Source organism: Massilia hydrophila, from assembly GCF_020208145.1.
Classification (GTDB): Bacteria; Pseudomonadota; Gammaproteobacteria; order Burkholderiales; family Burkholderiaceae_D; genus Telluria; species Telluria hydrophila.
Genome location: NZ_JAHYBX010000003.1, coordinates 506469 through 531308 on the forward strand (window position 1 = coordinate 506469; position 24840 = coordinate 531308).

Here is a 24840-nt window from a genome sequence, read left to right on the forward strand (position 1 = left end):
CCTATAGCCCGGCGGCCAGCAGGCCGTCGTTGTGCGGGGTCCAGACGTTGCCGGCACGCAGGAACTTGTCGGTGTCGGCCACGTCGAAGCGGCCGTGCACCACATCCCAGCCGTAGCGGTCGACCTCGACCCGGTCCGGCGTGACCCGCAGCACATTGAAGGAATTGACTTCGCCACGTCCGCGGGTCGAGGTCGCCGTCCCCGCCTGGATCACCAGCGCCGCGTATTCGCTGATCTCGTAGCGCGCCGCCGTGCTGCCGGCGTGGCTGGCGTGCATGTGGCCGCCCATCAGGATGTCGATGCCGCATTCGGAAAAGGCCTGCATCGCGCGTCCGGCACGGTTGACCAGGTCGCGCTCCTCGAAGTGGTCCGGCAGGTCGAAGGGATGGTGGGCCACCACGATGCGCGTTACCGAGGCCGGCAGGCCGGCCAGGCGCGCGCGTACCGCCGCCAGCTGCTCGCGGCTCACGCGGCCGTCCTTGATGGTCAGCGAGCGCGCGGTATTGACGCCGACCACCGCGATCTCCTCGTCGATGTAGACCGGCTCGAGCTCGTCGGTGATGTAGCGCCGGTAGCGTTCGAGCGGCTTCACGAAGCGGCGGAACACGTTGTACAGCGAGATGTCATGGTTGCCGGGCACGATGATCTGCGGTCCGGGCAGGGTGTCGAGGAAGGCGCGTGCTTCCTCGAACTGTTCCGGCCGGGCACGCTGCGTCAGGTCGCCCGAGACCACCAGCACGTCCGGTGCGATGCGCTCGACCAGCTCGCGCAGCGGCGCCAGCAGGCGGTGGTCGACCCGCCCGAAATGCAGGTCCGACAGGTGTACCAGGGTGCGCATCCGTTCTCCTTTCTCAGCGTGGGCTGTCCTCCGGCACGGCGGCGCCTGCACGCCCGGCAAGGTCCGGGCGCCGGCGCGCGAGGATGGCAACGCCGGTGAGGCAGAGCGCCAGCCAGGCGCAGCCCTCGGCCAGCCCGGCCACGACGTCGGACAAATAATGGACTCCAAGATACATCCTGGAGAAGGAGACCGTCGCCACCATGGCCAGCGCCAGCACGAAGGGCAGCACCCGGCCCGCCCGCGAGCGCGCCTGGCGCGCCGCGTAGCAGGCCAGCACGCCGTACAGGACGGTCGCGCCGAGCGCGTGGCCACTCGGGAAGCTGTAGGTAGCCAGCTCCAGCAGCGGCTCGGCGAACTGTGGCCGGACGCGCGCGAACATCTGCTTGAGCAGCGCGTTCAGCAGCTGGCCTCCGGGCACCGCGGCCACCAGCGCCAGGATCCAGTAGCGCTGTCCCTGGCGATACAGCCAGATCGCGGCGACAACGGCCAGCGCCAGGATGCCCGGGGTGCTGTGCACATGGGTCAGCAGGAGCAGCGCCCCGCGCAGGCTGCTGTTGGCGTGGGCATGCACGTGCAGCCACTGCGCGACATCCGCATCCAGCAGCGTGATCGGAGCGCCGGTGGTGACCGCGACCGCCAGAAACGCGAACACGGTGCCGGCGAACAACAGGACCGCCAGGGCGGCGCGCGGGTGGAAGGCCGGTCCGCCTATGGATCGGGAAGGGGTATGCAGAGTGGAGGAAGTCGGCATGGGTCCTTGGTCGGGGGCTGCAAAGCGCATCTGGTGATGCTTGGCGAAAAAACCACAGCGCAAAAAAATTACTGTACATCCACACAGTAACTGTAGATTTATACAGTGGTTATGTTATTCTTTACTCACTCCAACGATTTTAATAAAAGGAAAACACCATGACCACTCTGAACAGCTCTTTCGGCCTGGAATATGCACCTGTCCCTTTTATGCTGCGCATCGGTCGCCGCGAAGTCCTGATCACCCGTGATTTCCGCAAGCGTTTCTATGCCGTGAACCCGGTCATCGAATGCGACACCGGCGTCGAGCCCGGCCATATCGAAATCCTGCTGCTGCGCCGCTGGCTGCTGATCCTGTCGAAGGCGCACTGAGTATTAGCCGTCCTCCATTGCGCGCCATAAAAAACGCATATTGTTAAGCGAATAAATTCGTTCCTTCAGGCGGAGCCCGGCCGTACGCTAGCGGCTCCACACTGCTCCCTGAAAGAACGACATGCTTCGCAAGACTTTCCTGCATTCGCTGGCGGCACTGAGCCTGCTGGCCCCCCTGCTGAACGGTTCCGCCGCCGCCGCGGACCTTACCCTGCTTAACGTCTCCTACGACCCGACCCGCGAACTTTACCAGGACGTGGACGCTGCCTTCTCGCGCTACTGGAAGGCGAAGACGGGCGACAATGTCACCGTCAAGCAGTCGCACGGCGGTTCCGGCAAGCAGGCGCGCGCCGTGATCGACGGCCTGCCGGCCGACGTGGTGACCCTGGCCCTGGCCTACGACATCGACGCCATCAGCGCGCGCGGCCTGATCGCGCCGGGCTGGGAGAAACGCCTGGCCTACCGCAGCGCCCCCTACACCTCGACCATCGTGTTTCTCGTCCGCAAGGGCAATCCGAAAGGCATCCGCGACTGGGGCGACCTGGCCAAGCCGGGCGTATCGGTCATCACGCCGAACCCGAAGACCTCGGGCGGCGCGCGCTGGAACCACCTGGCGGCCTATGGCTACGCGCTGCGCCAGCCGGGCGGCTCGCCGGCCACGGCCAGGGATTTCCTGGGCAAGCTGTACAAGAACGTGCCGGTGCTCGACTCGGGCGCGCGCGGCGCCACCACGACCTTCGTGGAACGCGGCATCGGCGACGTGCTGCTGGCCTGGGAAAACGAAGCCCTGCTGGCCTTGCGCGAATTGGGCCCGGGCAAGTTCGAGATCGTCGCGCCTTCGCTCAGCATCCTGGCCGAGCCGCCGGTGGCCGTGGTCGACAAGACGGTCGACAAGCGCGGCACCCGCAAGCTGGCCCAGGCCTACCTGGAATTCCTGTACAGCGATGAAGGCCAGGACATCGTCGCCAGGAATTACTACCGTCCTGCGGTAGAGCGCCATGCGAAGAAGTATGCATCGCAGTTCCCGAAGATCACATTGTTCCCGATTACCGAGCTCGGCGGCTGGACCCAGGCCCAGCAAGCGCATTTCGCCGACGGCGGCTTGTTCGACCAGATTTACCAGCCGGGCAAGTAGGCCGCGCCGGGAGCAGACAGCCTCTACGCGCCCGGCAGCTTCCACTGCGGCCCTGCTTCCTGCAGGCCGCAATAGGCGGCGATGCGGCCGGCCACGGTGCGGGCGCCGTTCTCGTCCAGGCCAGCCCCGAAGCGGTAGCAGCCGTCCGCGGTCCCGATCTCGATCAGTCCCGGCCCGACGCCGAGCGCGGCGAACTTGCCTTCGGACGAGGTCGGCTCCGGCACCGGACAGACGCGCAGCGTGCGCACGCAGCCAGCCTCCAGCACCAGCATTTCCTCGCTTCCTTCGGCCCAGTCTTCGGGCCGGTCCCGGTACAGGTACAGCGTGTCGCGCACGCACAGGTTGCGGTAGACCAGCGCCGCCAGTGCCGTCCCCATCAGTACGATGACCCAGGCCGTAAACCAGGAAAAGCCCTTCGGGTCATTCACCAGCTTCGCGCTCGCCATGGCCAGCACCCCGAAGGCCGCGCAGGACAGGACCAGCGCCAGCGGCTCCTTCGGGTGCTGGCAGCGGATGTGGAGCGGTGCCGGCGTGGTGGGGGTGGACTGGGTAGGTGGGCTGTGCATGGTCGATGGATGAGCGGCGTCGCCGCTACTCTACGGCCCGCTGCCGCGGGCGGCAAGTCAAAACTGTCCGCAAGGCAAGCGAAACCGGCGGATTCGCCAGCCGGGCTAGCATAGCGCCATCCATCCAGGCCTGTCCCTGCGGCCCACGTCGCGGGCAGTCCTCCTCTTCCACCTTGAAAAGGATCACGTCATGGCAATCAGACTGCGCAAACTTCACGACCAGGTCATGGTCATCACCGGCGCCACCAGCGGCATCGGCCTCACGACGGCGCGCATGGCCGCGGCGCGCGGCGCGCGCCTCGTGCTGGCCGCGCGCAGCAAGGAAGCGCTGGCCGAACTGGCCGATGAGTTGCGCGGCAGGGGCGTCGCGGTCGAGACCGTGGCGGCCGACGTCGGCGAGATCGCGGATGTCGAGAAGATCGGCGAGCAGGCCATTGCCCGCTTCGGCCGCATCGACACCTGGGTCAACAATGCCGGCATCTCGGTGTTCGGCCGCCTCGAAGAAGTCAAGCCGGAAGACCATCACCGCCTGTTCCAGACCAATTTCTGGGGCACCGTGAATGGTTCGCTGGAAGCCGCGCGGCGCATGAAGCGCCGCGGTGGCGGCGCCATCATCAACGTCGGCAGCGAGGTGTCGGAGCGCGCGATCCCGATGCAGGGCATGTATGCGGCGTCCAAGCACGCGGTGAAGGGGTTTACCGATGCGCTGCGCATGGAACTGGAGAAGGAGGGCGCGCCGCTGCAGGTGACCCTGGTGCGTCCGGCCGCGATCGATACCATGTTCGCGGTGCACGCCCGCAACTACATGGACCGGGAACCGGCGCTGCCGCCGCCGGTGTATGCACCCGAAGTGGTGGCCGAGACCATCCTGTACTGCGCCGAACATCCAAAGCGCGATGCCTACGCGGGCGGCGCCTCGAAGATGATCGCGGCCGGCGCCAAGCTGATGCCTGCCATGTTCGACCGCTACATGAACGCCAGCATGTTCAAGCAGCAGAAGTCGAGCCGCCCTTCCCCGCCGAACCGCCGCGACGCGCTGTATAAGCCCGACCCGGCGACCGAACTGCGCCAGCGCCAGGGCATGCCGCAGAACGTCCATGAGCGCAGCCTGTACACCCAGACCAGCCTGCGCTCCTCGCCCCTGATGACCGCCCTGGTGGGCGGCGGGGCCTTGCTGGCCGCCTTCAGCCTATCGCGGCGGTTTGCTCGTTAGGAACTCGGTGTCCTCCTCGGTCAGCGGCAGGTCGGGGATGGACACCACCTGGTCGGTGCCGATGTCGGCGCCGTCCTTCGCCACGCTGTCGCGTCCGGCCGCGGCGCGCTCGCCAGTGCCGCCCAGGTCGCTGTCGCCCGAGAAGTCGGCGTCGCCGACATCCGGCCCGGCGGTGCCGCCCGCGTGGCCCTGCTCCATGTCCGAGGTGGTGCCGCGGTCGAAGTCGAGGGTCTGGTCCGGGTCCAGGCCCTCGGCGAAGCCGGGGCCGCCGACCACGTCGCTGCCAGTGTCGGAAATGTCGCTCGGGCCGAGTGCGTCGATGCCATGCCCCTTGCCGAGGCTGCGGTCCGGGCCTTCCGGGAAGTTGTCCGGATCGAGTGTGCTTGCGCCTGTCATACGTACCTCCAAAAACGGTGATTGATCTGAACGAATGGCCATGTCAGCCCTGGGAACAGGCTAGCCTGTTTTGCGGGGGCGCGTCGCCCCGGATGCGGGCCGGACGGCTCAGAAGGCGCGCCGCATGCCGAGGTTGATCGCCCCGCCGCCGCCCTCGCGCACGTTGGCATTCCGGATCCCGCTCTGGTGCCGGATGTGGGAATACGCCGCATAGAAATCGAGCTTGCGCGAGACCGCATAGGTGGCGCCGATCGCGACCTGGCGCGCATCGCGGTCGGCCGGGTCGCGGTCGTTCTTGCGGATGTACGAGGCCAGCAGCGTGGTGGCGCGGCTGATGGGGACGGCCACCCCGGCCAGCACGTCGCGGCTGTCGGTGGACGGCACCGTGGTGATGCCGGCGCCGTACGGGTTGTCCGGGTTGAACAGGGGCGAGCTGCCCCAGCCGCGGCTGGCGCTGTAGGCCGCGTAGGCCGTGCCCCAGCCGAGCCGCAGGTTGGCCGCGACGATCGAATTCTTGGCCGCCATCGTGATGCCGACCTGGTCGTAGCGCGTGACCTTGGCCACGTTGCGGTTCTGGTGCGCCGCGCGCAGCGTGAACGGACCGGCACTGAAGCCCACCGACATGCCCCAGGCGCGGCCCGAGGGCGAGCCGTCGAGGTCGCCCTTGCCCCAGGACGAGCCGGCGCTGAAGCGGCCCGATTCGCTGCGGTAGGTGACGCTGTCGTCGACCCGGCGCAGGGCCCCGGCGGGGTTGGCGCTGCCGGCCAGGCCGCCGTGGAAAGGGTCGCCCACATCGGTGAGCGCCAGGAATTCGAGGTTGTACTGGCGGCCGACGGTCAGCGTCTGCGCAGCCTGGGTGCGCCGCTGTTCCGCCTCGTGCACCGTCTCCAGCGTGAAGATCGCCGGGGTGTCGGTACTCCGACCGGTACCGGCGGGCAAGGGCTTGCAGTCGGCGCTGCAGCCGGTTTGCTGGACCACCCCGGCATCCGTGGATGCGAACCCGTCCTGGGCCGAGGCGCAAGCCGCGCTCGCTCCGAGCACGGCGCATGCGACGATGGACATCTTCATGGCGACATTCCTCTCTGGCACCATGATTGCCCGCTTTGACGGGCTGATCTGTCTAATACCTCACATAAAGCGCGACTTGTACATATGTTTGCCCGTGAAGCACGTCGCAAGCCCGCCGCGCATGCGTGGCCGATGCCAAGGGAACGGGGGATGGCTCAGCGGATCAGGGCGAGGACGGCATCGCGGCCGGCAATGCGCGCGCGGGCGCGCGCCGCAATTGCGCGAAGGCGGCCGGCTCCCATTCGCGCAGGGCCAGCAGCAGGCCGGTGCCGCGGCGCTGGGGCAGCGGCGCGGCCAGGCTTTCCTCGTGCAGCAGGGCGAAGCGTGCCCGCAGCTGGCGCAGTTCGGCCTGCAGCTTGGCGCGCGCGCTTTCGGTCAGCATGCCGTGCACGAAGTCGAGCGACTCGCCACCGCGCCCGAAGGCGCTGTCGATGAACTCGGGCATGCCCTGCTCGCGGAAGTACTGGCGGATCGGCCCGCCCGGCAGCCAGTCGAAGTCGCGCGCCACGTTCAGGCGGATGCGGTTGGCCGGCAGCAGGGTGATCAGCTTCAGGCGGTCCAGGCGCAGCAGCAGCTGCACGCATTCGGCCTCGCCCAGGCAATAAGCCTGGAGCATCTCGGCCATGGTCCAGTGGTTCAGCGCACACACCGTCACCAGCAGCAGGCGCGCATCCGAGACCAGCTCGCGCTCCTGCGCCGGGCTCAAGGTGCGCAGGCGCTGCTGGCCCTGCCCCGCCTCCTGCGCCAGCTCGGCCAGCGTCAGGCCCAGCAGCGCGCAGACCTCGACCAGGCGCTCGAGCGTAAACTGTTCGCTGGCAAACAGGCGCTTGACGCTCGGCTCGGACAGCTTGAGCGCGGCCGCGACGTCGCGGTAGGTCTTGCCCTGCCGCTTGAGTTCGCGCTTGAGGGTGGCGATAAGTTGGGTGATCTCGGACATGCAGGGCATCGGCGGTAGTCAGGGTGCGGCGATGGTAGCGCCGCCCCGCCCGCCGGGCAAGTCCGCTTGCATACTGGCCCCCTGCCAGCGCGGGCGGTGTACGATGGCTCATACAAGCCACCTCAGCCGGAGCACACGATGAACGCCGCCATCCTCCTGTTCGCAGTCCTGCTGGCCGGATGCGCCGCCGCGCCGCCCGCCGCCATGCCGTCGGACGACGAGGTGCGCCGCCTGATGGCCCGCGAACAGGTGGCAGGGCTGGCCCTGGCCGTGATCGACCGGGGCCAGGTGGTATCGGTCCGCGCCTATGGCATGCGCAGCGTCGAACGCGGGCTGCCGCTCACGCCACAGACCGTCATGTATGGCGCCTCGCTGACGAAGGCCGCGTTTGCCTACATGCTGCTGCAACTGGTGGATGAAGGCAGGCTCGACCTTGACACGCCCGTCGGCACCCTGCTGCCGCAGCCGCTGCCCGCCTATCGCCAGGCTCCCTGGGACTTTTCCGACCTGGCGGGCGACCCGCGCTGGCGCGCGCTGACGCCGCGCATCCTGCTCACCCATGCGGCGGGCTTCGCCAACTTCCGCTGGCTCGAGCCGGACCGGAAATTGCGCCTGCACTTCGATCCCGGTACCCGCTACGCCTATTCGGGCGAAGGCTTCTACATCCTGCAGTTGCTCGTCGAGCGCGGCCTGGGACTGGACACCAGCCAGGAAATGCAGCGCCGCGTGTTCGACCGCTTCGGCATGCGCAACACCAGCATGCAGTGGCGCGCCGATTTCGCGGACAACCTGGCCGACGGCTACACCGTGGACGGCAGGATGGCGCCGCACGACGAACGCAGCCGTCCCAGCGCGGCAGGCTCGATGGACACCACGATCGAAGACCAGGCGCGCCTCTGGGCAGGTGTGATGCTTGGCGAAGGCTTGACGCCGGCGTCGCGCGCGCTGCTGGTAAGGGCCCAGCTGCCGATCGCCAGCGCGACGCAGTTTCCGACCCTGTCGGCACCTGTCGCGCACTGGCCGCAGTCGCTGGCCGCCGGCCTGGGCGTGGTGGTCTTTCGCGACCGCAGCGGATCGGCGTGGTTCAAGGGTGGGCACAACGACAGCACCGGCAACATGCTGCTGTGTCTGGAACGTGGCCAGCGCTGCGTGCTGATGCTGGCGAACGACGTGCGCGCCGAGCGGATCTATCCGGAACTCGCGCGGCGCGTGCTGGGCGAGACCGACATGCCGTGGCGCTGGGAATATGGCTGGTACCGGCCCTGAGCGAGGCCATGCCGGACGACAGGGGCCCGCCGCCGGACCGGAATCCTGGAGGCGGCCCGGCCGGGAGCGTCAGTTGCCGAAATAGCGGCCCGGACGGTGCCAGGCCATGACCATGCTGCTCATGGCGATCGCGCTCAGCGAAGACCAGCCCACCAGTTGCGGCTTCACCATGGCGAGCGCGGCCAGCAGGATCACCGCGTCGATCGCCACCTGCGTACGGCCGGCGTTGATCGCATAGCGCTTCTGCAGCCACAGCGTGACGATGCCGGTGCCGCCCACACCCGCGCCATGGCGCGCCAGCGCCAGGATGCCCATGCCGCAGAAAGTGCCGCCGCCGAGCGCCGCGACCATCGGATGCACGTGGCCGATTACCAGTCCGCTCGGGATCAGCTTCAGCATGGCCATGATCAGGACGCTGCCAGCCAGCGACTTGACGGTGAAACGCGCGCCCATGAACAGGTAGCCGAACAGGAAGAACGGCAGGTTGATGAGCATGAACAGCAGGCCGACCGAATAGCCCGACAGGTAGGACACCAGCAGCGAGATACCGGCCACGCCACCTGTGATCAGCCCGGCAGCCTGCAGCAGCAGGACACCCATGACGACGAACAGCACACCGACGGCAATGCCATACACGTCGTCAAACAGCGTGTGCGGTTCGACCTGCACCGGCCGCGCCGGCCCTGCAGCGGATTGCAGGCGGCCCTGCATCATGGCAGTAGCTCCGCGGACATGGCGGACTGGAACATCGGGGAACCGGACAGGAAGCGACGCTTCATTTTCCTCACAGTTATCAAGAATGACAATGTTGCGCTGACGCACAATCAAGAATGCCGATGGCGCGGCAAAACGGGGGAATCTGGATAGTACTGCTGGGTACAGCCCGTTATTATTACCCATGTTGCAGCGCAATGAAAGTGCGTGCGCGCGCATGTCGGTCATTCGTACGGCGCATAACTGCTGTCCGCCCGCAGGCACGGGACAAGAGCGGCCCCTGTCCACGATCAAGGTACACGACCGCCACGGCCAATAGAGTTCAGGGTTCCTCCCATTGACGATCACGGCGAGCCCATGAACCCTGAGCGCAACACAGCATCCGGACGCGTCACGCTGCCAGAAGGCAGCATCGGCCTGCCACAGGGCTTCGACGACCGGACCACCAATGTCTTCGTTCCCGCCGATCCGCAGCACGCGCCCAACCTGAGCATCACGCGCGACCGCCTCAACGAAGGGGAAAGCCTGCCCGCCTACGTCGACCGCCAGCTGGCGCTGTTGAAGCGCCGCCTGCCCGGCCACAAGCTGCTGGGCCAGGACACGGACACGCTGGGCGAAGGCGAGACGGCACTGAGCGGCGAGCGCATCGACTGCCAGTACCGCAACGGCGCCCAGGTCCTGCGCCAGCGCCAGGCGGTGTTCCTGGTTGCCCCGGGCCGGGCCCTGATCGTCAGCGCGACCACCCCGCGCCAGGCCGACGCCGGCTTCGACACCTTGTGGCGCGGCTTCCTGCGCAGCTTCGCGCATGCGCAGTCCACCGACGCCGCGGCCGGCTGATCCCGTTTTGCCTTCCTGCATTCCATCACAGCCATGACTGAAGCAGCACGCCTCGGCGACCCCATTGCGCACACCAGTGCGCTGACCGGCTTCCTGATCGGCGCGGCGATCGGAATCGCACTCATCGTCGCAGCCGCGCTCACCATCGCCAGCTGCGGCCTGCTTGGCGTCGTGCTGGCCACGCTGGCGGGCCTGGCGGCGCCGGCCATGGCCATGCTCGGTGAAATGATAGGGGGAATGTTTTCCACGCCCTCGGGCGCCATCAGCAGCGGCGCATCGAACGTCTTCGTCAACGGGCTTGCCGCCGCCCGCGCCATCGTCGACACCGCCCTGTGCGACAAGCACCCGCCGGTACTGAACATCGCGGAAGGCTCGTCCTCGGTGTACATCAACGGCTTGCCCGCAGCGCGCAAGGCCGATGCGATCACATGCGGCGCCAAGATCGATGCCGGTTCACCCGACGTCTACATTGGCGGCGGCACCAACGCGGAACTGCGCCTGCCGGTGGCCGACGAGATCCCGGAAGCGATCCGCATGCGCGCCGATCTCGCCTTCACCGTCGCCGCCTTCGCGACCGGCCTCGGCGGCATCCTGCGGACCGGCCTGTCGCGCGCCGTCCTGCCCTGCGTCGCCAAGTACACCGCGGGCTTCGTGGCGGGCGAAGCCATCGGCCGCTACGTGGCCGCGCCGGTCGTCAGCCGTGCGATCGGGGGACTGTACGGCCACCCGGTAGAGGTGACGACCGGCCGCAAGGTCCTGCTTGCCGAGGAAGAAGTCGACTTCGTCCTGCCCGGTGCGCTGCCGTTCACCTGCAACCGCTTCTACGCCAGCAACCTCGTCCATGAAGGCAGCCTCGGCCGCGGCTGGGTGCTGCCCTGGGACCTACGCCTGACGCTGCGCGATGGCAAGGTATGGCTGAGCGATGGCCAGGGACGCGAAAGCGGCTTCCCTGCCCTGCAGCCCGGACAGTCGGCCTACAGCGATACCGAGCAATGCTACCTCGTCCACGCCAGCGACGGCCGCTACATCCTGCACGATCTCAACGACAGGTTCCACGACTTCGGGCCGCTCGGCGGCGACGCCGGCGACACCGCATGGCTGCGCCGAATGGAAGACCGCTGCGGCCAGTGGCATGCCTATACCCGCGATGCGGCGGGTCAGGTGAGCATGATCGACACCAGTGCCGGCCAGCGCCTGCGTCTGCACTACGCCGGCCCGCATGCCCGCCTGAGCGGCATCGAATGCCTCGAAGGCGGCAGCCCGGGCTTTCTGGTGCGCTACGGCTACGACGAGCAGGGCCAGCTCGCGTCGGTGACCGATGCCAACGGCAGCGTGGTACGCCAGTTCACCTATACCGACGGCCTGATGAGCAGCCATGTCAACGCGCTCGGGTTTCGCTGCAGCTACGCGTGGGAGCAGATCGACGGACAAGCCCGCGTCGCCACCTGCGGCACCAGCGAAGGCGCCCACGCGCGCTTCCGCTACGATCCCAACCAGCGCCAGACCTGGGTCGAGGACGAGCTAGGGCGCCAGGCCCACTGGACCTACGACGCGCAGCACCAGGTCATCGCATGCACCGACCTGGACGGCGCCGAGTACCGGATCGACTACAACGCCAGCGGCCAGCCGGTCGCGCTGCACCTGCCCGGCAAGCGCCGGGTCGCGTTCGAATATGACGACCTGGGCCGCATCATCGCCGAAACCGACCCGCTCGGGCGGGTCACCCGCACCGGCTACGACGGCCACAGCCTGCGCGTGGCCGACCTGCGCCTGCCGGACGGCAGCCGCTGGCAGGCGAACTACGACCACTTCGGACGCCTGCTCGCTACCCGCGATCCGCTCGGGCGCAGCGAAGCCTACGAGTACGACGATGCACCCTCCCCGCAGCCGCTGGCGCACATCGACGCGCGCGGCGGCCGCCGGCGCATGGCCTGGGACCGGCGCGGCCTGCTCACCGCCTACACCGACTGTTCCGGCAAGATCACCCGCTACGACTACGACCTTGACGGCCACCTTGCCGCGGTGACGGACGCGCTCGGACACACCACGCGCTACCAGAGACGGCGCACGGGCGAAGCGCTGCAGGTAACGCTGCCGGACGGCAGCACCGAACAATACGCATACGACGCCGCCGGCCTGCTGGTCGAGCACCATGCACGCGGCCGCGTGCAGCGCTGGCTGCGCAACAGCGGCGGCCAGGTGCTCGACGCCACCGACCCGGCCCAGCGCCACCTGCGCTACCGATACGACAGCCAGGGCCGGCTGGTGGAGCTGGCCACCGACAGCGACACCCACTACCGTTTTAGCTACGACCACGGCGACCGCCTGGCGTGCGAGGTCCGCCCGGACGGGGTCGAACGCCACCTGCGCTATGACGGCGCGGGCAAACTGTCTTCACTGGAAACGCTCGGCGCGCCGCTTGCCGGTACGGCAGAGCGCGCACGGCGCAGCACCCGCTTCGAGCGCGACAGCATGGGACGGCTCCTGTCCCAGGCCACGGCTACTGCCTTGACCAGTTATACCTGGGACGACGGCGACCGCCTGCTTGCCGCCGAGCGCATCCCGAGCGGCGCGGGCACCGCACTGGGTATCAAGCCCGACAGCGTGCGCTTCACCTACGACCAGGCCGGCCGCCTCGTCGCCGAGCATGGCGCCAACGGCACGGTCGACTACACGCTGGACGAACTCGACAACCTGACGAGCCTGGGCCTGCCGCATGGACCGCGGATCGACACCCTCACCTACGGCTCCGGCCACGTGCACCAGATCCGCAGCGGCGAGCGCGTCATCAGCGACTTCGAGCGCGACGACCTGCACCGCGAAGTGCGGCGCACCCAGGGCAGGATCAGCCAGCGCAGCGGCTACGACCTGCTCGGCCGGCGTACGTGGCAGGCAGCCGGTGCAGCGGCGGAATCGGATCTACTCGGGCCGGGTCAAGGCCGGCTGTGGCGCAGCTACCGCTACCATCCGTCGGGTGAACTGGCCGAACTGCGCGACAGCGTGCGCGGGGCGATTGCGTTTGGCTACGACCCGGCGGGCAACCTGCTGCTGCAGAGCCGTACTCTTGACGGCAGCCAGGAACGGTTTGCCTGGGATGCGGCGGGAAACCTGCTGGACGACATCTCGCGTAAAAGCCGCGGGCATGTGGCGGGCAACCGGCTGCGGGTGTGGCAGGACCTGCGTTTCGATTACGACCCGTGGGGCAACCTGAGCGAGAAGCGCAAGGGTGCGCATCAGGTGCAGGAGTTCGTGTTTGATGCGGAAGACCGGCTCATCGCGGTGACGACGCGCTCGCCGCATGGCGTGGTGGAGAACCATTTCGATTATGACGCACTGGGGCGGCGCATCGGTGTGACGGAAACAAGCCGCGCGCATGACGGCTCGGCGCGCACCGAGCGCAAGCGTTTTGTCTGGCAGGGCTTGCGCATGGTACAGGAGGTGCGCTCGAGTGGCTACAGCACTTATGTATACAGCCCGGATGAAGAGTACACGCCGCTGGCCAGGGTCGATGCTGCGACCGGTATCACAACGTCAGGCAATATAACAGGCGCCGCGACGATCGGGTCGCGGGTGCTCTACTTCCATACTGACCTCGTTGGCACGCCGCTTGAAGTGACCGATGAGGCTGGAGAGCTTGCGTGGGCTGGGAAGTACTCGGCATGGGGAAAGGTTGAGCGAGGCGAAGAAGTTGCCTTATTGCCGAAGATCGAACAGGCATTGCGCTATCCGGGCCAGTATGCCGATCAGGGTACGGGGCTGCATTACAACACGTTCAGGTATTACGATCCGGATGTGGGAAGATATATCGGTCAGGATCCGATAGGACTATCAGGCGGCACGAACCTTTATGCATTTGCCGCCAACCCGACGGGGAATGCAGATCCACTAGGCTGGTGTTCGACGGCACTGGGCAGGAGCATGGGAGCAAGGCCCGGCGATCGCATGGCGAATCACCATCTGATCCCCGAGGAGGTCATGAAAAATCCTCTTTTCGCCGACATGTTCAAACGTCTCAAGTCGATGGGATTCAACCGGGATGGGGCATCCAATGGCGCGTTCTTGCCAGGTAGTTCCCAGCTTGCGAAGCAGCTCGACTTGCCCGGGCACTGGTCGAATCACCCGCAGTACACTAGACAAATACATGCGGAGGTCGCGCGGCTCAATGCGATGTTCAAGCGCGAACTGAGCGACACCCAACTGGCACTGGGCATCCGGAATATCCAGGCAACCGCACTGCGCAAGCTGGAGTCTGGGCTGTTTGCGGTTGACCCAACGACAGGACGGCTACTATGACGAAGTATTACGCAATTCAATACGCACCGGATGGCAAGGCGCTTCCCTATTATCTGTCCGGCGACTACGATCCCGCAGAATGGGAGTTCTCCGGTGTCGAGGCGCGTCCGCTCGACATCAACACCACGCAAGCGTACCGGCTCAGGCTTTCCGACCCCGCCATCAAAGAGCTGGGCTTCGATTACTACGATAACGAGCCACGGCTCGTTTCGTCCCGCTTCCTCGAGGTATGCCGCGCGCTGCAGGTCGGGTTCAAGGCGATACCGATCCAGATCACGCTCCCATCGGGGCAAGCTGCCAGGCAGGACTATTACATCTTCTTTGCTGCCGACAACATCAGCCTGCTGGACCAGGAACGATCCGTTTACACACTCGAGCGGGTTATCGAAACCGGCAAAGTCATGATCGATGCGATTTTCCCGCCCCATCCCGTCTACAGTACGATCGAGAAATTCGCCTGCAAGCAGATCGGCACGGCTCCGCTGTTTTATTGTATCGAGATCATGCGTCTGGTATGTACGGAGACATTTCGCGAGCGCGCCGTCGAGTCCGGCCTGAAAGGGCTGCAGTTCGTACCCATCGATGAACATTACGGTTACGATCTGTGGAGCGATATCTCCTGAACGGGAGCTAGCGGACGGGATGCAGCTACGCGTGGGTCCAGACCAACGGACAAGCCCGCGTCGCCACCTGCAGCACCAGTGAAGGCGCGCACGCGCGCTTGCGCTACGATCCCACGGCGCGCCAGACCTGGGTCGAGGACGAGCTGGGCCGCCAGGCCCACTGGACCTACGACGAGCAGCACCAGGTCATCGCATGCACCGACCTGGACGGCGCCGAGTACCGGATCGACTGCAACGCCAGCGGCCAGCCGGTCGCGCTGCACCTGCCCGGCAAGCGCCGGGTCGCGTTCGAATATGACGACCTGGACCGCATCATCGCCGAAACCGACCCGCTCGGCCGGGTCACCCGCACCGGCTACGACGGCCACAGCCTGCGCGTGGCCGACCTGCGCCTGCCGGACGGCAGCCGCTGGTGCACATCGACGCGCGCGGCGGCCGCCAGCGCATGGCCTGGGACCGGCGCGGCCTGCTCACCGCCTACACCGACTGTTCCGGCAAGATCACCCGCTACGACTACGACCTTGACGGCCACCTTGCCGCGGTGACGGACGCGCTCGGACACACCACGCGCTACCAGAGACGGCGCACGGGCGAAGCGCTGCAGGTAACGCTGCCGGACGGCAGCACCGAACAATACGCATACGACGCCGCCGGCCTGCTGGTCGAGCACCATGCACGCGGCCGCGTGCAGCGCTGGCTGCGCAACAGCGGCGGCCAGGTGCTCGACGCCACCGACCCGGCCCAGCGCCACCTGCGCTACCGCTACGACAGCCAGGGCCGGCTGGTGGAGCTGGCCACCGACAGCGACACCCGCTACCGTTTTACTTACGACCACGGCGACCGCCTGGCGTGCGAGATCCGTCCGGACGGGGTCGAACGCCACCTGCGCTATGACGGCGCGGGCGAGCTGTCTTCACTGGAAACGGTCGTCGCGCCGGTTGGCGGTACGGCAGAGCGCGCACGGCGCAGCACCCGCTTCGAGCGCGACAGCATGGGCCGCCTCCTGTCCCAGGCCACGGCCACCGCCTTGACCAGCTATACCTGGGACGAGGCAGACCGCCTGCTTGCCGCCGAGCGCATCCCGAGCAGCGCCGGCACCGCACTGGGTATCAAGCCCGACAGCGTGCGCTTCACCTACGACCAGGCCGGCCGCCTCGTTGCCGAGCATGGCGCCAACGGCACCGTCGACTACACGCTGGACGAGCTCGACAACCTGACGAGCCTGGGCCTGCCGCATGGTCCGCGGATCGACACCCTCACCTACGGCTCGGGCCACGTGCACCAGATCCGCACCGGCGAGCGCGTCATCAGCGACTTCGAGCGCGACGAGCTGCACCGCGAAGTGCGGCGCACCCAGGGCAGGATCAGCCAGCGCAGCGGCTACGACCTGCTCGGCCGGCGTACGTGGCAGGCAGCCGGCGTGGCGGCGCCGTACTCCCCTCAGATGTCTCTTCCTTGACAGCTTTAGACGTGAGCACAAGACGACTCACTGTTCCGCACATTCTCTACTTCGTACCTCACCTACTTGTTCAAATCAATCCGATTACTTCCAAGAATCTCGACATTCACACCTTCGATCGTGATCTTGCCATCCGCTTTCATCACAATCCGACTCGCCCCGACCTGCAGCGTAATGTCGGTCTGAGCAGTAAGGTGGATATGCTCGGTCTGCGACGTCATGTCGATCTTCTTCTTGACGGTCGTGACGTGGCATCCGGCTGATACCGTGTTGATCTGGTGAGCTCCATGGACCAATGTCGTATGGTTGTTCTGGACCGTCGTCACCATGTCCTTTTGAGAATGGATATTGATCAGCTCCTGACCTGCGCGGTCATGGATCACCATTTCGCAATACCCATTCCCCCCTGGCGTGGAACGGCTCCTGAAACCCATCATGTGTGCCGCGGCCGGCAAGGCATAGGGCACCGGCTGCTCGGCGTTGTACACGCGGCCGGTGCAGATAGGCCGGTCCGGGTCTCCTTCGAGATAGTCGATGATCACCTCTTGCCCTACCCTGGGAATCGCAATGGTGCCCCAGTTCTGGCCCGCCCATGGCTGGGAAACGCGGATCCAGCAGGAGCTGCGTTCGTCATGGCGGCCGTAGCGGTCCCAGTGGAAATGTACCTTGATCCGCCCGAAACTGTCGGTATGGATTTCGCTACCTTTCGGACCGACCACGGTCGCGGTTTGCGGTCCCGGCATTTTCGGGGCCCGATGGGCGCGCCGCGGACGGTAGGGAATCTTGCGGCGTACCGCCGTGAACGTGTTCGTATAGACGTCCCGCCTGTCGCCATCGAAATAGTTATTGCGCGCGTTGTACTGAACGGAGATGACCAGGAAATCGGGATCGTTATTCCCGTTGTCGAACCAGTGGTGATCATGCAGTTTGAAAGTATGTCCAGGGATGAGACCGCGACAATTCGACGCACCCAGGAAGACCTTGGCTTGCCACTCCAGCACCTCCATCCGCTGGCGCGCATCGTGCTCGCCAGCGCCCTTGTTCTTGTATGCAAACGCCGGGTTACCGTCGTAGATCTCCATCGGCGGTACGTCGCCCTGCTGCGCAACAGTCGGCATTTCCAGGCATTGCCAACTGCTGGGCGCCTTGAAGTCGAAGGTGTTCAACACGACTTTGCTTGGCTGTACGGTGCGCTGCGCGGCGAAGGCGGTGATACTGTCGTCGTCGTGCGACCGGTCGCCCGCATTGAACTGGATGTCGGGATGCGCACTGTGCGGAGGACAAAAGCCGCTATGGCAGGAGTCGTCGCTGATGACCATCAGGTGCCCTGATGCGCTATGTTCGAAGTAGTAGAACAGCCCATATTTTTCCATCAGCCGGCTGGTGAAATGCTCGTCGGACTCCTGGTACTGGACGATATAGTCTTCCTTTGCATAGGACCGGTTGGTGAGGAATTCGTAGACGGCCAGGCTGCCGTAGTCTCCCCGATAAATGGTCTCGAGGACCTCCAGCACGTTCATGTTCTGGAAGATGCGTGAATTGATGCGCAGCTTCAAGTAGGACAGCCAGGGAACGATTTCGGCGTGATAGAAGGCGAAACCGCCGTCGGCATGGGTAAAACCGAAGGTCCTGACATAGCCATTGATGAAGTGCTCGCTACCATCGGCCAGCTGTACACCGACGCTGACGCTTTTTGCCATCACATCCTGTAGATCGATGCTGGCATCGGTCGACAGCAGATTCAGGTGAAAGACATATTGCTCGGACAGTGCTGCCGATCCTGTCATGGAATCGATCAGCAAGGTTTTATCGGCCGGCAGTGGCGAATAGAATCGCAGCAAACGCGTGCCCTCGCCAAAACTCGGGGTGCCCCCTCCCCCACCTTCGCGCGCTGCTTCCGGCTGCGGATCGAGCGCCGCCGGCACAAAGGAAGGAGTCGGGCTGGTAAAGTCGTTGACGGCCTGTCCGGCCAAAGGATGTTCCGCGATGATCAATGGCGGCGTGGACGCCGGGGCCTGGACTGCGTCGGCATCCGGGCCCGCCATGCGCCCGACCTCGTTCATCAGCCCCGTTACCGCCCGCATTTGGGCTGCCGCCCTGGCCTCGGCCGCCAGCCCGGCAAGTGCAGGCAGTGCGCTGGCCGCGCCAGGCCTGGAAGCGGGCGTGCTCCCCTGGCCTGACGCATCCGGACGCGTAGAACCAGGAATATACGGCGCGCCGCTTGCCACGCCTCCATCGATTGGTTTGAAAGACATCTGGCACTACTCCCACGACACTGGTACGGGTTATGAGGGCTGAGTGGGTGATCCATCTCTGGCGTCGACTAAGGCGAGCGCTGCATCAGCGGGAGGATGCCAGCCTGCACGCCCGGCGGCGCGAGGCAGATCAAGGACCGTGATTGTGGGAAGTCGTCAGGCGGGATTTGGCAGCAGACGAACGCCTGCCATGGGATCGGCACACTGGGCGAGGGAGAGCGCAGAACGGATTGGCGGAAGCGGTGTCCGGCGAACTGTACTATGAAAATCGCATCCTCGGGATGTAGTACCCACCCCTGCACCCATACCATTTTTGGCTTATCAACGCGAACCAAACGCACACAGCACTTCAATCTACGCCCGACGTAGATTTATTTTAGCATTGGCGCGCTAGTTGCTCGCTCGGCGAATTCTTCATAAGCCGCAGTTAAATTTTCGATCTCGATAATTGCTGCTCTAATATCCCTCGGTGCAATCGGATCAATGGATTCCAACGACGCACTAGTTTCACGCACCCACGCTTTCTCAAGACTTGTCTTAAGCGATTCTAGTGATCGATAGATTCGTCTTACGTACTCAACCTTTCCGCTCATCCTCTTGATAAATGAAGTTACGGAAGGATAAATCGCCTCTTTCAATTTGAAGTCATTCTTATCTAAAAGGATGCATAATGTTTGGACATTCGGCAATGTTGCATCTGCAAGACGGCCAAAAGCACGGATTGCCTGACGACGAATTCTATCAGGAACTTTATAATTCTCACCCAATGCCAACATTTTTTGAGCGGCTTGCTGATTGGTTCCTCCTATCGACTCGCAGACAAACAACATCGTCCGTATATGCTCCTGATGGTTATCATCTCCAAACGACGAGTCAATTGCAGGGATAAATGATAGAACCAACTCCAGTATTTCGGCTTTAAGCTTTGGATTTCTTCGAACATGCTTGGCTAGAGCTTTTGCCGCTTCAGCTGCTTCATTCCGCCGTTCACGTACCGCGTCTGGCGCACGCAAGACTTCCCGTAGCGTTTCCACCACCTGCTCATCGTCAGGCAACTCACCCATTAACTTTAATGCCGATAACCTAACATTTCGTTCTTTATGATCAATCAAACGACAAACAAAGTCAGTGTCCGCAATATTGAAAAGAGTAATTGCATCAGTGGCGGATCTAAACGAATCCATGCACGCTGCAATTATTCGACTATTACTACTAGTTCGCATGGTTCGGCTCAAAGTTCTGTGAACATATGCTGCTTCGTCTTTAACTAACGCAACATATCGGACCGCCAACTCATTTGCTGCCGCACTTGTGGACGCTAGAAGTTGCTCAACTACAGCATTATCCAAAGTCACACCCGACACAGCAATTGGAGACTCTTGGTCACTCTGAGAAAGCTTTACTAAGACCCTTTCACGAATAGCAAAATCTGATGGCGACTCTGGATCGCTCCAACTTCCGGAGCGAAGACCGTTCAAAAGCACACTATTCGCAGCCAATTCCGAAATCAACGGGTTTGTATCGTTGAGAAGATCCTGTACTTTCTGCGTATACAGCCCCTGGTATTCTGGCACCGCGCACAACACCTTTAACGCACTATGTCTCTCAGTAAGGTTACCATTAAGGGCACGACCTACTGCGTTTTGCGCTTCTTCATCACGGAGTTCACAGTGCTTCTCGATAGCAAGCATAGCAGCAGAGTTAACACTAGGGTGATCTAGCTTCAAAGCATTTACGAATGCGGACCTTACATTAGTAGAAACGGTCACATCTTGATCCATGGCGGCAATTAAATGACAAAATGCTGCCACGACTAGCGGATTCTCATGCGCTAGACCTTTCTCGAGTGCCATTTCAACTCGACGCCCAGAATTGGTCATAAACGCCTGAATTTTGCTAGCTAAGCTTTCCCTAAGTTCACCGGAGAAGCGTCCGGCACCATTAGAAATGCAAGTGACGATTGCTTCTGCCAATAACTCCTGAGCACCTTCTGGAGGTACATCGCATTCACTAGCGCAATCCAGTGCGAGTAGCAGCCGGTGTTGGGTAATTCGATCTGCTTGAGAGTCCTCATGCAGTAAGGTTTTAATGTCCATCGTAATATCACGATAGTCGGACAAAATACCAAACATCAAAGTAGTAACATCTTTCCAGCGAGGATTACGACACAACCGAGTCAAAACCGTCGTATGACCGCGGGCAATTAAGCCGGCGGCTGCATAATACTCTAAGAAGGAGAAATGCATGAACGTAATTAGGTCATCCTCAGACGGTTGTTCGCCTTGAGAATGAATGCTTAGCAGACCGGTTGCTTCTGCAACCTCCTGCAAAAACTTGTTAATTCCTTCGATAGCATTTCCGCCCCGTTGACTCATAGCTGAGGCCAGAATTCGGGCCACATCTTCGCGACGCGGTATTTCGTCAATTTCTCTGCTAAAGATCGCCACCGCTACGGCTCCAAGGCGAGTGCGCAAATCAGCTTCGGATATCGGATTCTCTCGATATTCTCGACCTCGAACACTCACTAGAGTTTTAATTGCTTGAGTGTATATGACATGGCGCTTCGCCGATAGCGCACCTGTGTTGGCATAAATTAACACCAGAAGCGTTAATAGCAAGGGGTTCTTTGCGATACGTGCAATACCAGAGTTGTTTTTTGTATCTGCGAGCAAGCGTTCAACAAGATCGCTCTCATCCTTCTCCAAAGGTTCTTCACTTACTTCGCCGAGCCTAGCAGTTAGAACTCGGCTAGCTAAAACTCGCATCTCTGACTCAGTTAATCCTTTTAACTGAACATAGGTGAAGACATCCGGCACATCAACTGGTTGAACAGCGGCAGGACGAGACGCAATAACAAATCGGTTTCCATACTTTGAGTAAGACTTAACTAAGCGCCCTATTTCGGCCATTAAGCCAATACGCTTATCGATATGCCCGACTTCATCTAATCCGTCGAAAAAGAATGCCACTGTGCCACGAGCAAGCTCTTCCTCGATGACAACTCTAGGCAGGTCAATACCGCGACGCACCGACTGCTTTTCGCATATGCCTAGCATATCTTCGCCTTCACTACTCAGGCGAGCCGCATCAGCCAAAGAGACATACACCGGTAGATGTCCGGAATACCATCCCTCATCCTCTTTCCCTAAACAATAAGACAGAATTTCGTGTTTAAGAAAACACGTTTTACCCGAGCCTGGGTCTCCTAACACTACGATATTATTATATCGCTGGTAAAGCTGTGTCGCAGCGCCTACCTCTACAGTACGCTCTAGTCCATACCGAGCGCGCATCTGCGCCTCCAACTGTTCGCGATGAGCAGCTGGCAACCTTAGCGACTCTAAAAGCTCAGTTAGTGCGCGCGTCGCATTTTGGCTCGTTTTAGTGCTTCCACCAACGTCGGCTGACGCCGCCACATACATTTCGGACAACGATCCAGATTTGAATTTCAGTCCTAGAGCAGCAAGGGGAGCGTACCGAACATCGTCAAAGTGAGCATGGCTCTTAGATAGATACTCATCTCTGTCGAACACTACAATGGGAACGCACACTTGCTCTTCCGAATTTGAACCTATAGTACTACTTATAAATTGCATTCGCAAAAGCGATGGAATTGTTTCACGCAATTGACGAACCAGTGAATCCGACTCGGTTAATACGTGCCCAGACTCACCAACAATTGTGAACCATTCTTGCCGAGTGGCATCCTCAAAAAGAAGCGCCAATCCATTATCGGTGATCACTAATGACACATCAGTTAACTGTGGATCTGAAGTAGTAAGCGCCTGCCTCTGACCAGCATTGAGTGAACGCAGTAAAGCCTTTACAATTTCCGTACGCTCAAAAACACGCAAATTTTTCCTAACTGACAACTGATCAGCTAAAGTTTTTGCGTCCCGCCCTAGCGCGCCCATGGTTGATACGAAGCAACCATCATAATCACGAGTATCTAATTCGGTATTGATGTTTTTTAGCTGTTCTGGATTTAGCATATCGCCATTTGCGGCGACTGCGTGGACAAGATAGCTACCTCGTGAATCACGCACCCTAAACTGAACGTGTCCGGACGCTAGAACTTGGGCGGGTAATTTGTACGATTCCGAACCTATAGTTAGATTACCCATCAAGGTAAGAATATCCGTCCATCTCTGGACTTCATTATTTGCCACCCAGATGACACGATCAATGCGCACCTCACCTTTCACAGCCGAGGCGAGCTGTCCGAGAGGCGACATCGTTTGAGACCCAATAACAGTAGTCGGCAGCTTCAGTTTATATCCACCTTCTAGACGCTCACTATCGTCAGAAAAATCGACAGGCAGGTGCTGTTCTGGTTTCCACACGCCATTCTCACCATCCCACGATATGACTTGCACATGCAGATGATCATCTAGCTCGCAAATTGCAAATGAGTTTCTATAATAGGTTTTCGCTGACGAATCAAGACTCCCAGGATAAACAGCGCCAAAGCCTAGAGAAGTCAGCCCTCTCCCAGAAAATTTTGGTGTTACTAAATGTTCATGACCATGCAAATACAGTGCATTCTCTTCATACATCAGAGAACCAAACCTGCGATCGGTATCACTTAGAAACCAGTTGCTCGGATGGTGTCCTAATACGATAGTATTTGCAAGATTGACGGCCCGATCCTGCAAAACTGCACGGATTGGCTGAACAGGCATCGGCGCTTTCTGATAGTCCTTAACCTCTTTATCAGAGAAATAACATGTGACGAGCGTTATCAGAGCAAATTTTCGCTCTCTGATTTCAATGATTTTTAGCTCTGCCGGTACCTTGAGCGGGTCTACACTTGTAATATTCGCCCGCTGCACAAACTCGCTGTACTCTGCGAATGCGGACGCTCGACCCTGCCTTACTTGTTGCCCCTTAGAGTCCAAGTTAAAAAATATATCTTGACGGCTTTGTCCTATACCACTCCAATTCAAAGGACAAGAAATATCGCAATCCAAATCGTGGTTACCAGGAACCGCAACAAAAAGTGCATCCTTACACAACTCCAAATCTCTTAACGGCGTGATTAGGGTATTGATTAGTGAATCAAACTCTGCGCGTTTTCCTGAGTACACTAAGTCGCCAGTTAAGATCACGAGATCGAAGGGCCGTCCTCCAGAGTGATTCTCAATTGCCCGGACAAGTGACTGCATAGCGATACGCTGTGTCTCGACATTGTTGCCGATGTGCAAGTCAGTCAGGTGTAACCAACGTAAGAACGGAGCGGAGTTCAATGACATGGGAGCAGAGATAGTCTTAAGGAATCAATATTGTAATACTTCCTTGTTGCAAGAAATAAACTTTTTTTGAACAACTGCAACTCGAAGGGTGGGCCACTAGATCTTATGTGTGACACCTCCCGCAAACCTTAAGTTTGTAAGACGTCCGTCTATCCTGCCAGAAGAACCAAACCCTCAAAGGCAGTATTCAACGCATTCGATCCGCATGCGAACGGCGCCGAGACCGGGATTTGCGCAATACCTCAGCAGTCACCGGAAGGCAAACTGCCGTTCATCGCCTGCACCAGATGACCTGCCAGCCGCTCTTACACATCTGCCAAGCGACGCAATACTGAATCGATTTGGCCCGCGCGACCATAAGGCAACTTCTCAATTCACACTTGGAGGCATACATGGATCAGCAAGCGATTGACACCGTTATCGAGCGTCGCGCGTCAAGCAACCGTGCCGACATTCGGTTCATCAGGTTGAAGGAGGTGATAGCGATCTGCGGGAAGTCGCGCAGCAGTGTCTACGACGCGATCAAGAGGGGCGCTTTCCCGAGGCCGGTAAAGCTCCAAGGTCGATCGGCGGCATGGATCAAGAGCGAAGTCGAGCAGTGGGCGGTGCAGTGCATTCGTGCTAGCCGCCGAGACTGCAACTCCTAGCCTGCCGCCCCACTGTCGAGTAATCCCAAGAGACGCCGCAATTCCGCTGTCACTTCTGCTAAGTCCGGCGCCATAAGTTTGCTCTTCGAGAGTGATCTTGCCCCGCTTTTCCCGGACACAGCCTGATGCCTATTTAGCGTCAGTTTCCAGAGCCTGACGGCGTCGCTCTTTCCTAAACATCCGTGGCGATTTGTAGCCGAGCGCCGAATGCGGATGCAC

Annotated in this window: 19 protein-coding genes; 10 read left to right on the top strand and 9 right to left on the bottom strand. The window is 61.8% G+C overall.

The window, feature by feature from the left end; genetic code table 11:
- Position 1: 1 nt before the first annotated feature.
- Positions 2-838: a metallophosphoesterase family protein gene (locus tag LE190_RS11870; protein ID WP_225238878.1), complete on the bottom strand. Its 837-nt coding sequence runs from the start codon at positions 836-838 to the stop codon at positions 2-4.
- Positions 839-851: 13 nt separating this feature from the next.
- Positions 852-1589 (bottom strand): phosphatase PAP2 family protein, encoded by a 738-nt coding sequence (locus LE190_RS11875; RefSeq protein ID WP_225238879.1) that lies wholly within the window; start codon positions 1587-1589, stop codon positions 852-854.
- Between the two features lie 158 nt (positions 1590-1747).
- Here LE190_RS11875 and LE190_RS11880 point away from each other — a divergent pair, with 158 nt between their 5' ends.
- A complete protein-coding gene (locus tag LE190_RS11880) occupies positions 1748-1960 on the top strand; it encodes a hypothetical protein (protein WP_224945818.1) in 213 nt (70 codons plus the stop codon).
- A 121-nt stretch (positions 1961-2081) separates the two neighbouring features.
- Positions 2082-3095: a sulfate ABC transporter substrate-binding protein gene (locus tag LE190_RS11885; RefSeq protein WP_225238880.1), complete on the top strand. Its 1014-nt coding sequence runs from the start codon at positions 2082-2084 to the stop codon at positions 3093-3095.
- Positions 3096-3118: 23 nt separating this feature from the next.
- Here the strand turns inward: LE190_RS11885 and LE190_RS11890 are convergent, their stop codons facing one another.
- Positions 3119-3661 (bottom strand): hypothetical protein, encoded by a 543-nt coding sequence (locus tag LE190_RS11890; protein WP_225238881.1) that lies wholly within the window; start codon positions 3659-3661, stop codon positions 3119-3121.
- Between the two features lie 190 nt (positions 3662-3851).
- On the opposite strand from LE190_RS11890, the gene LE190_RS11895 reads away from it, so the two are divergent.
- Positions 3852-4874 (top strand): SDR family oxidoreductase, encoded by a 1023-nt coding sequence (locus LE190_RS11895; RefSeq protein ID WP_225238882.1) that lies wholly within the window; start codon positions 3852-3854, stop codon positions 4872-4874.
- Here the strand turns inward: LE190_RS11895 and LE190_RS11900 are convergent.
- The 3 genes from LE190_RS11900 to LE190_RS11910 all read right to left on the bottom strand — a co-directional run bounded on the left by LE190_RS11900 (position 4851) and on the right by LE190_RS11910 (position 7275).
- Complete coding sequence (locus LE190_RS11900) at positions 4851-5270, bottom strand: hypothetical protein (RefSeq protein ID WP_225238883.1); 420 nt, start codon at positions 5268-5270, stop codon at positions 4851-4853. The genes LE190_RS11895 and LE190_RS11900 overlap by 24 nt on opposite strands.
- Before the next feature lie 108 nt (positions 5271-5378).
- Positions 5379-6338 (bottom strand): porin, encoded by a 960-nt coding sequence (locus LE190_RS11905; RefSeq protein ID WP_225238884.1) that lies wholly within the window; start codon positions 6336-6338, stop codon positions 5379-5381.
- Between the two features lie 163 nt (positions 6339-6501).
- Entirely contained in the window at positions 6502-7275 is a 774-nt protein-coding gene (locus tag LE190_RS11910; protein ID WP_225238885.1) for a helix-turn-helix domain-containing protein, read from the bottom strand.
- 138 nt (positions 7276-7413) lie between these two features.
- Here LE190_RS11910 and LE190_RS11915 point away from each other — a divergent pair, with 138 nt between their 5' ends.
- A complete protein-coding gene (locus LE190_RS11915) occupies positions 7414-8541 on the top strand; it encodes a serine hydrolase domain-containing protein (protein WP_225238886.1) in 1128 nt (375 codons plus the stop codon).
- A 69-nt stretch (positions 8542-8610) separates the two neighbouring features.
- Here LE190_RS11915 and LE190_RS11920 read toward each other — a convergent pair whose 3' ends face one another.
- Complete coding sequence (locus LE190_RS11920) at positions 8611-9255, bottom strand: YitT family protein (protein WP_224945825.1); 645 nt, start codon at positions 9253-9255, stop codon at positions 8611-8613.
- 357 nt (positions 9256-9612) lie between these two features.
- Between LE190_RS11920 and LE190_RS11925 the strand changes: the two genes are divergently transcribed.
- From LE190_RS11925 to LE190_RS11945, 5 genes are all read left to right on the top strand, one after another.
- Entirely contained in the window at positions 9613-10092 is a 480-nt protein-coding gene (locus tag LE190_RS11925) for a DUF1795 domain-containing protein (RefSeq protein ID WP_225238887.1), read from the top strand.
- Positions 10093-10125: 33 nt separating this feature from the next.
- Positions 10126-14385 (top strand): RHS repeat-associated core domain-containing protein, encoded by a 4260-nt coding sequence (locus LE190_RS11930; protein ID WP_225238888.1) that lies wholly within the window; start codon positions 10126-10128, stop codon positions 14383-14385.
- Positions 14382-15008, top strand: coding sequence for an imm11 family protein (locus LE190_RS11935; protein WP_225238889.1), 627 nt, complete (start codon positions 14382-14384; stop codon positions 15006-15008). The genes LE190_RS11930 and LE190_RS11935 overlap by 4 nt, the downstream gene beginning before the upstream one ends.
- Before the next feature lie 98 nt (positions 15009-15106).
- Positions 15107-15553, top strand: coding sequence for an RHS repeat domain-containing protein (locus LE190_RS22165; protein ID WP_225238890.1), 447 nt, complete (start codon positions 15107-15109; stop codon positions 15551-15553).
- Positions 15454-16467, top strand: coding sequence for an RHS repeat domain-containing protein (locus LE190_RS11945; RefSeq protein WP_225238911.1), 1014 nt, complete (start codon positions 15454-15456; stop codon positions 16465-16467). Before LE190_RS22165 ends, LE190_RS11945 begins: the two co-directional genes overlap by 100 nt.
- 62 nt (positions 16468-16529) lie before the next feature.
- On the opposite strand, the gene LE190_RS11950 is transcribed toward LE190_RS11945, so the two are convergent.
- Together LE190_RS11950 and LE190_RS11955 are read right to left on the bottom strand one after the other, a co-directional pair.
- Positions 16530-18722 carry a type VI secretion system Vgr family protein gene (locus tag LE190_RS11950; RefSeq protein WP_225238891.1) on the bottom strand — a complete coding sequence of 731 codons (2193 nt, stop codon included), beginning with the start codon at positions 18720-18722 and terminating at the stop codon, positions 16530-16532.
- Between the two features lie 371 nt (positions 18723-19093).
- A complete protein-coding gene (locus LE190_RS11955; RefSeq protein WP_225238892.1) occupies positions 19094-23974 on the bottom strand; it encodes a metallophosphoesterase in 4881 nt (1626 codons plus the stop codon).
- A 392-nt stretch (positions 23975-24366) separates the two neighbouring features.
- Here LE190_RS11955 and LE190_RS11960 point away from each other — a divergent pair, with 392 nt between their 5' ends.
- Entirely contained in the window at positions 24367-24621 is a 255-nt protein-coding gene (locus LE190_RS11960; protein WP_225238893.1) for a helix-turn-helix transcriptional regulator, read from the top strand.
- Positions 24622-24840 lie beyond the last annotated feature (219 nt).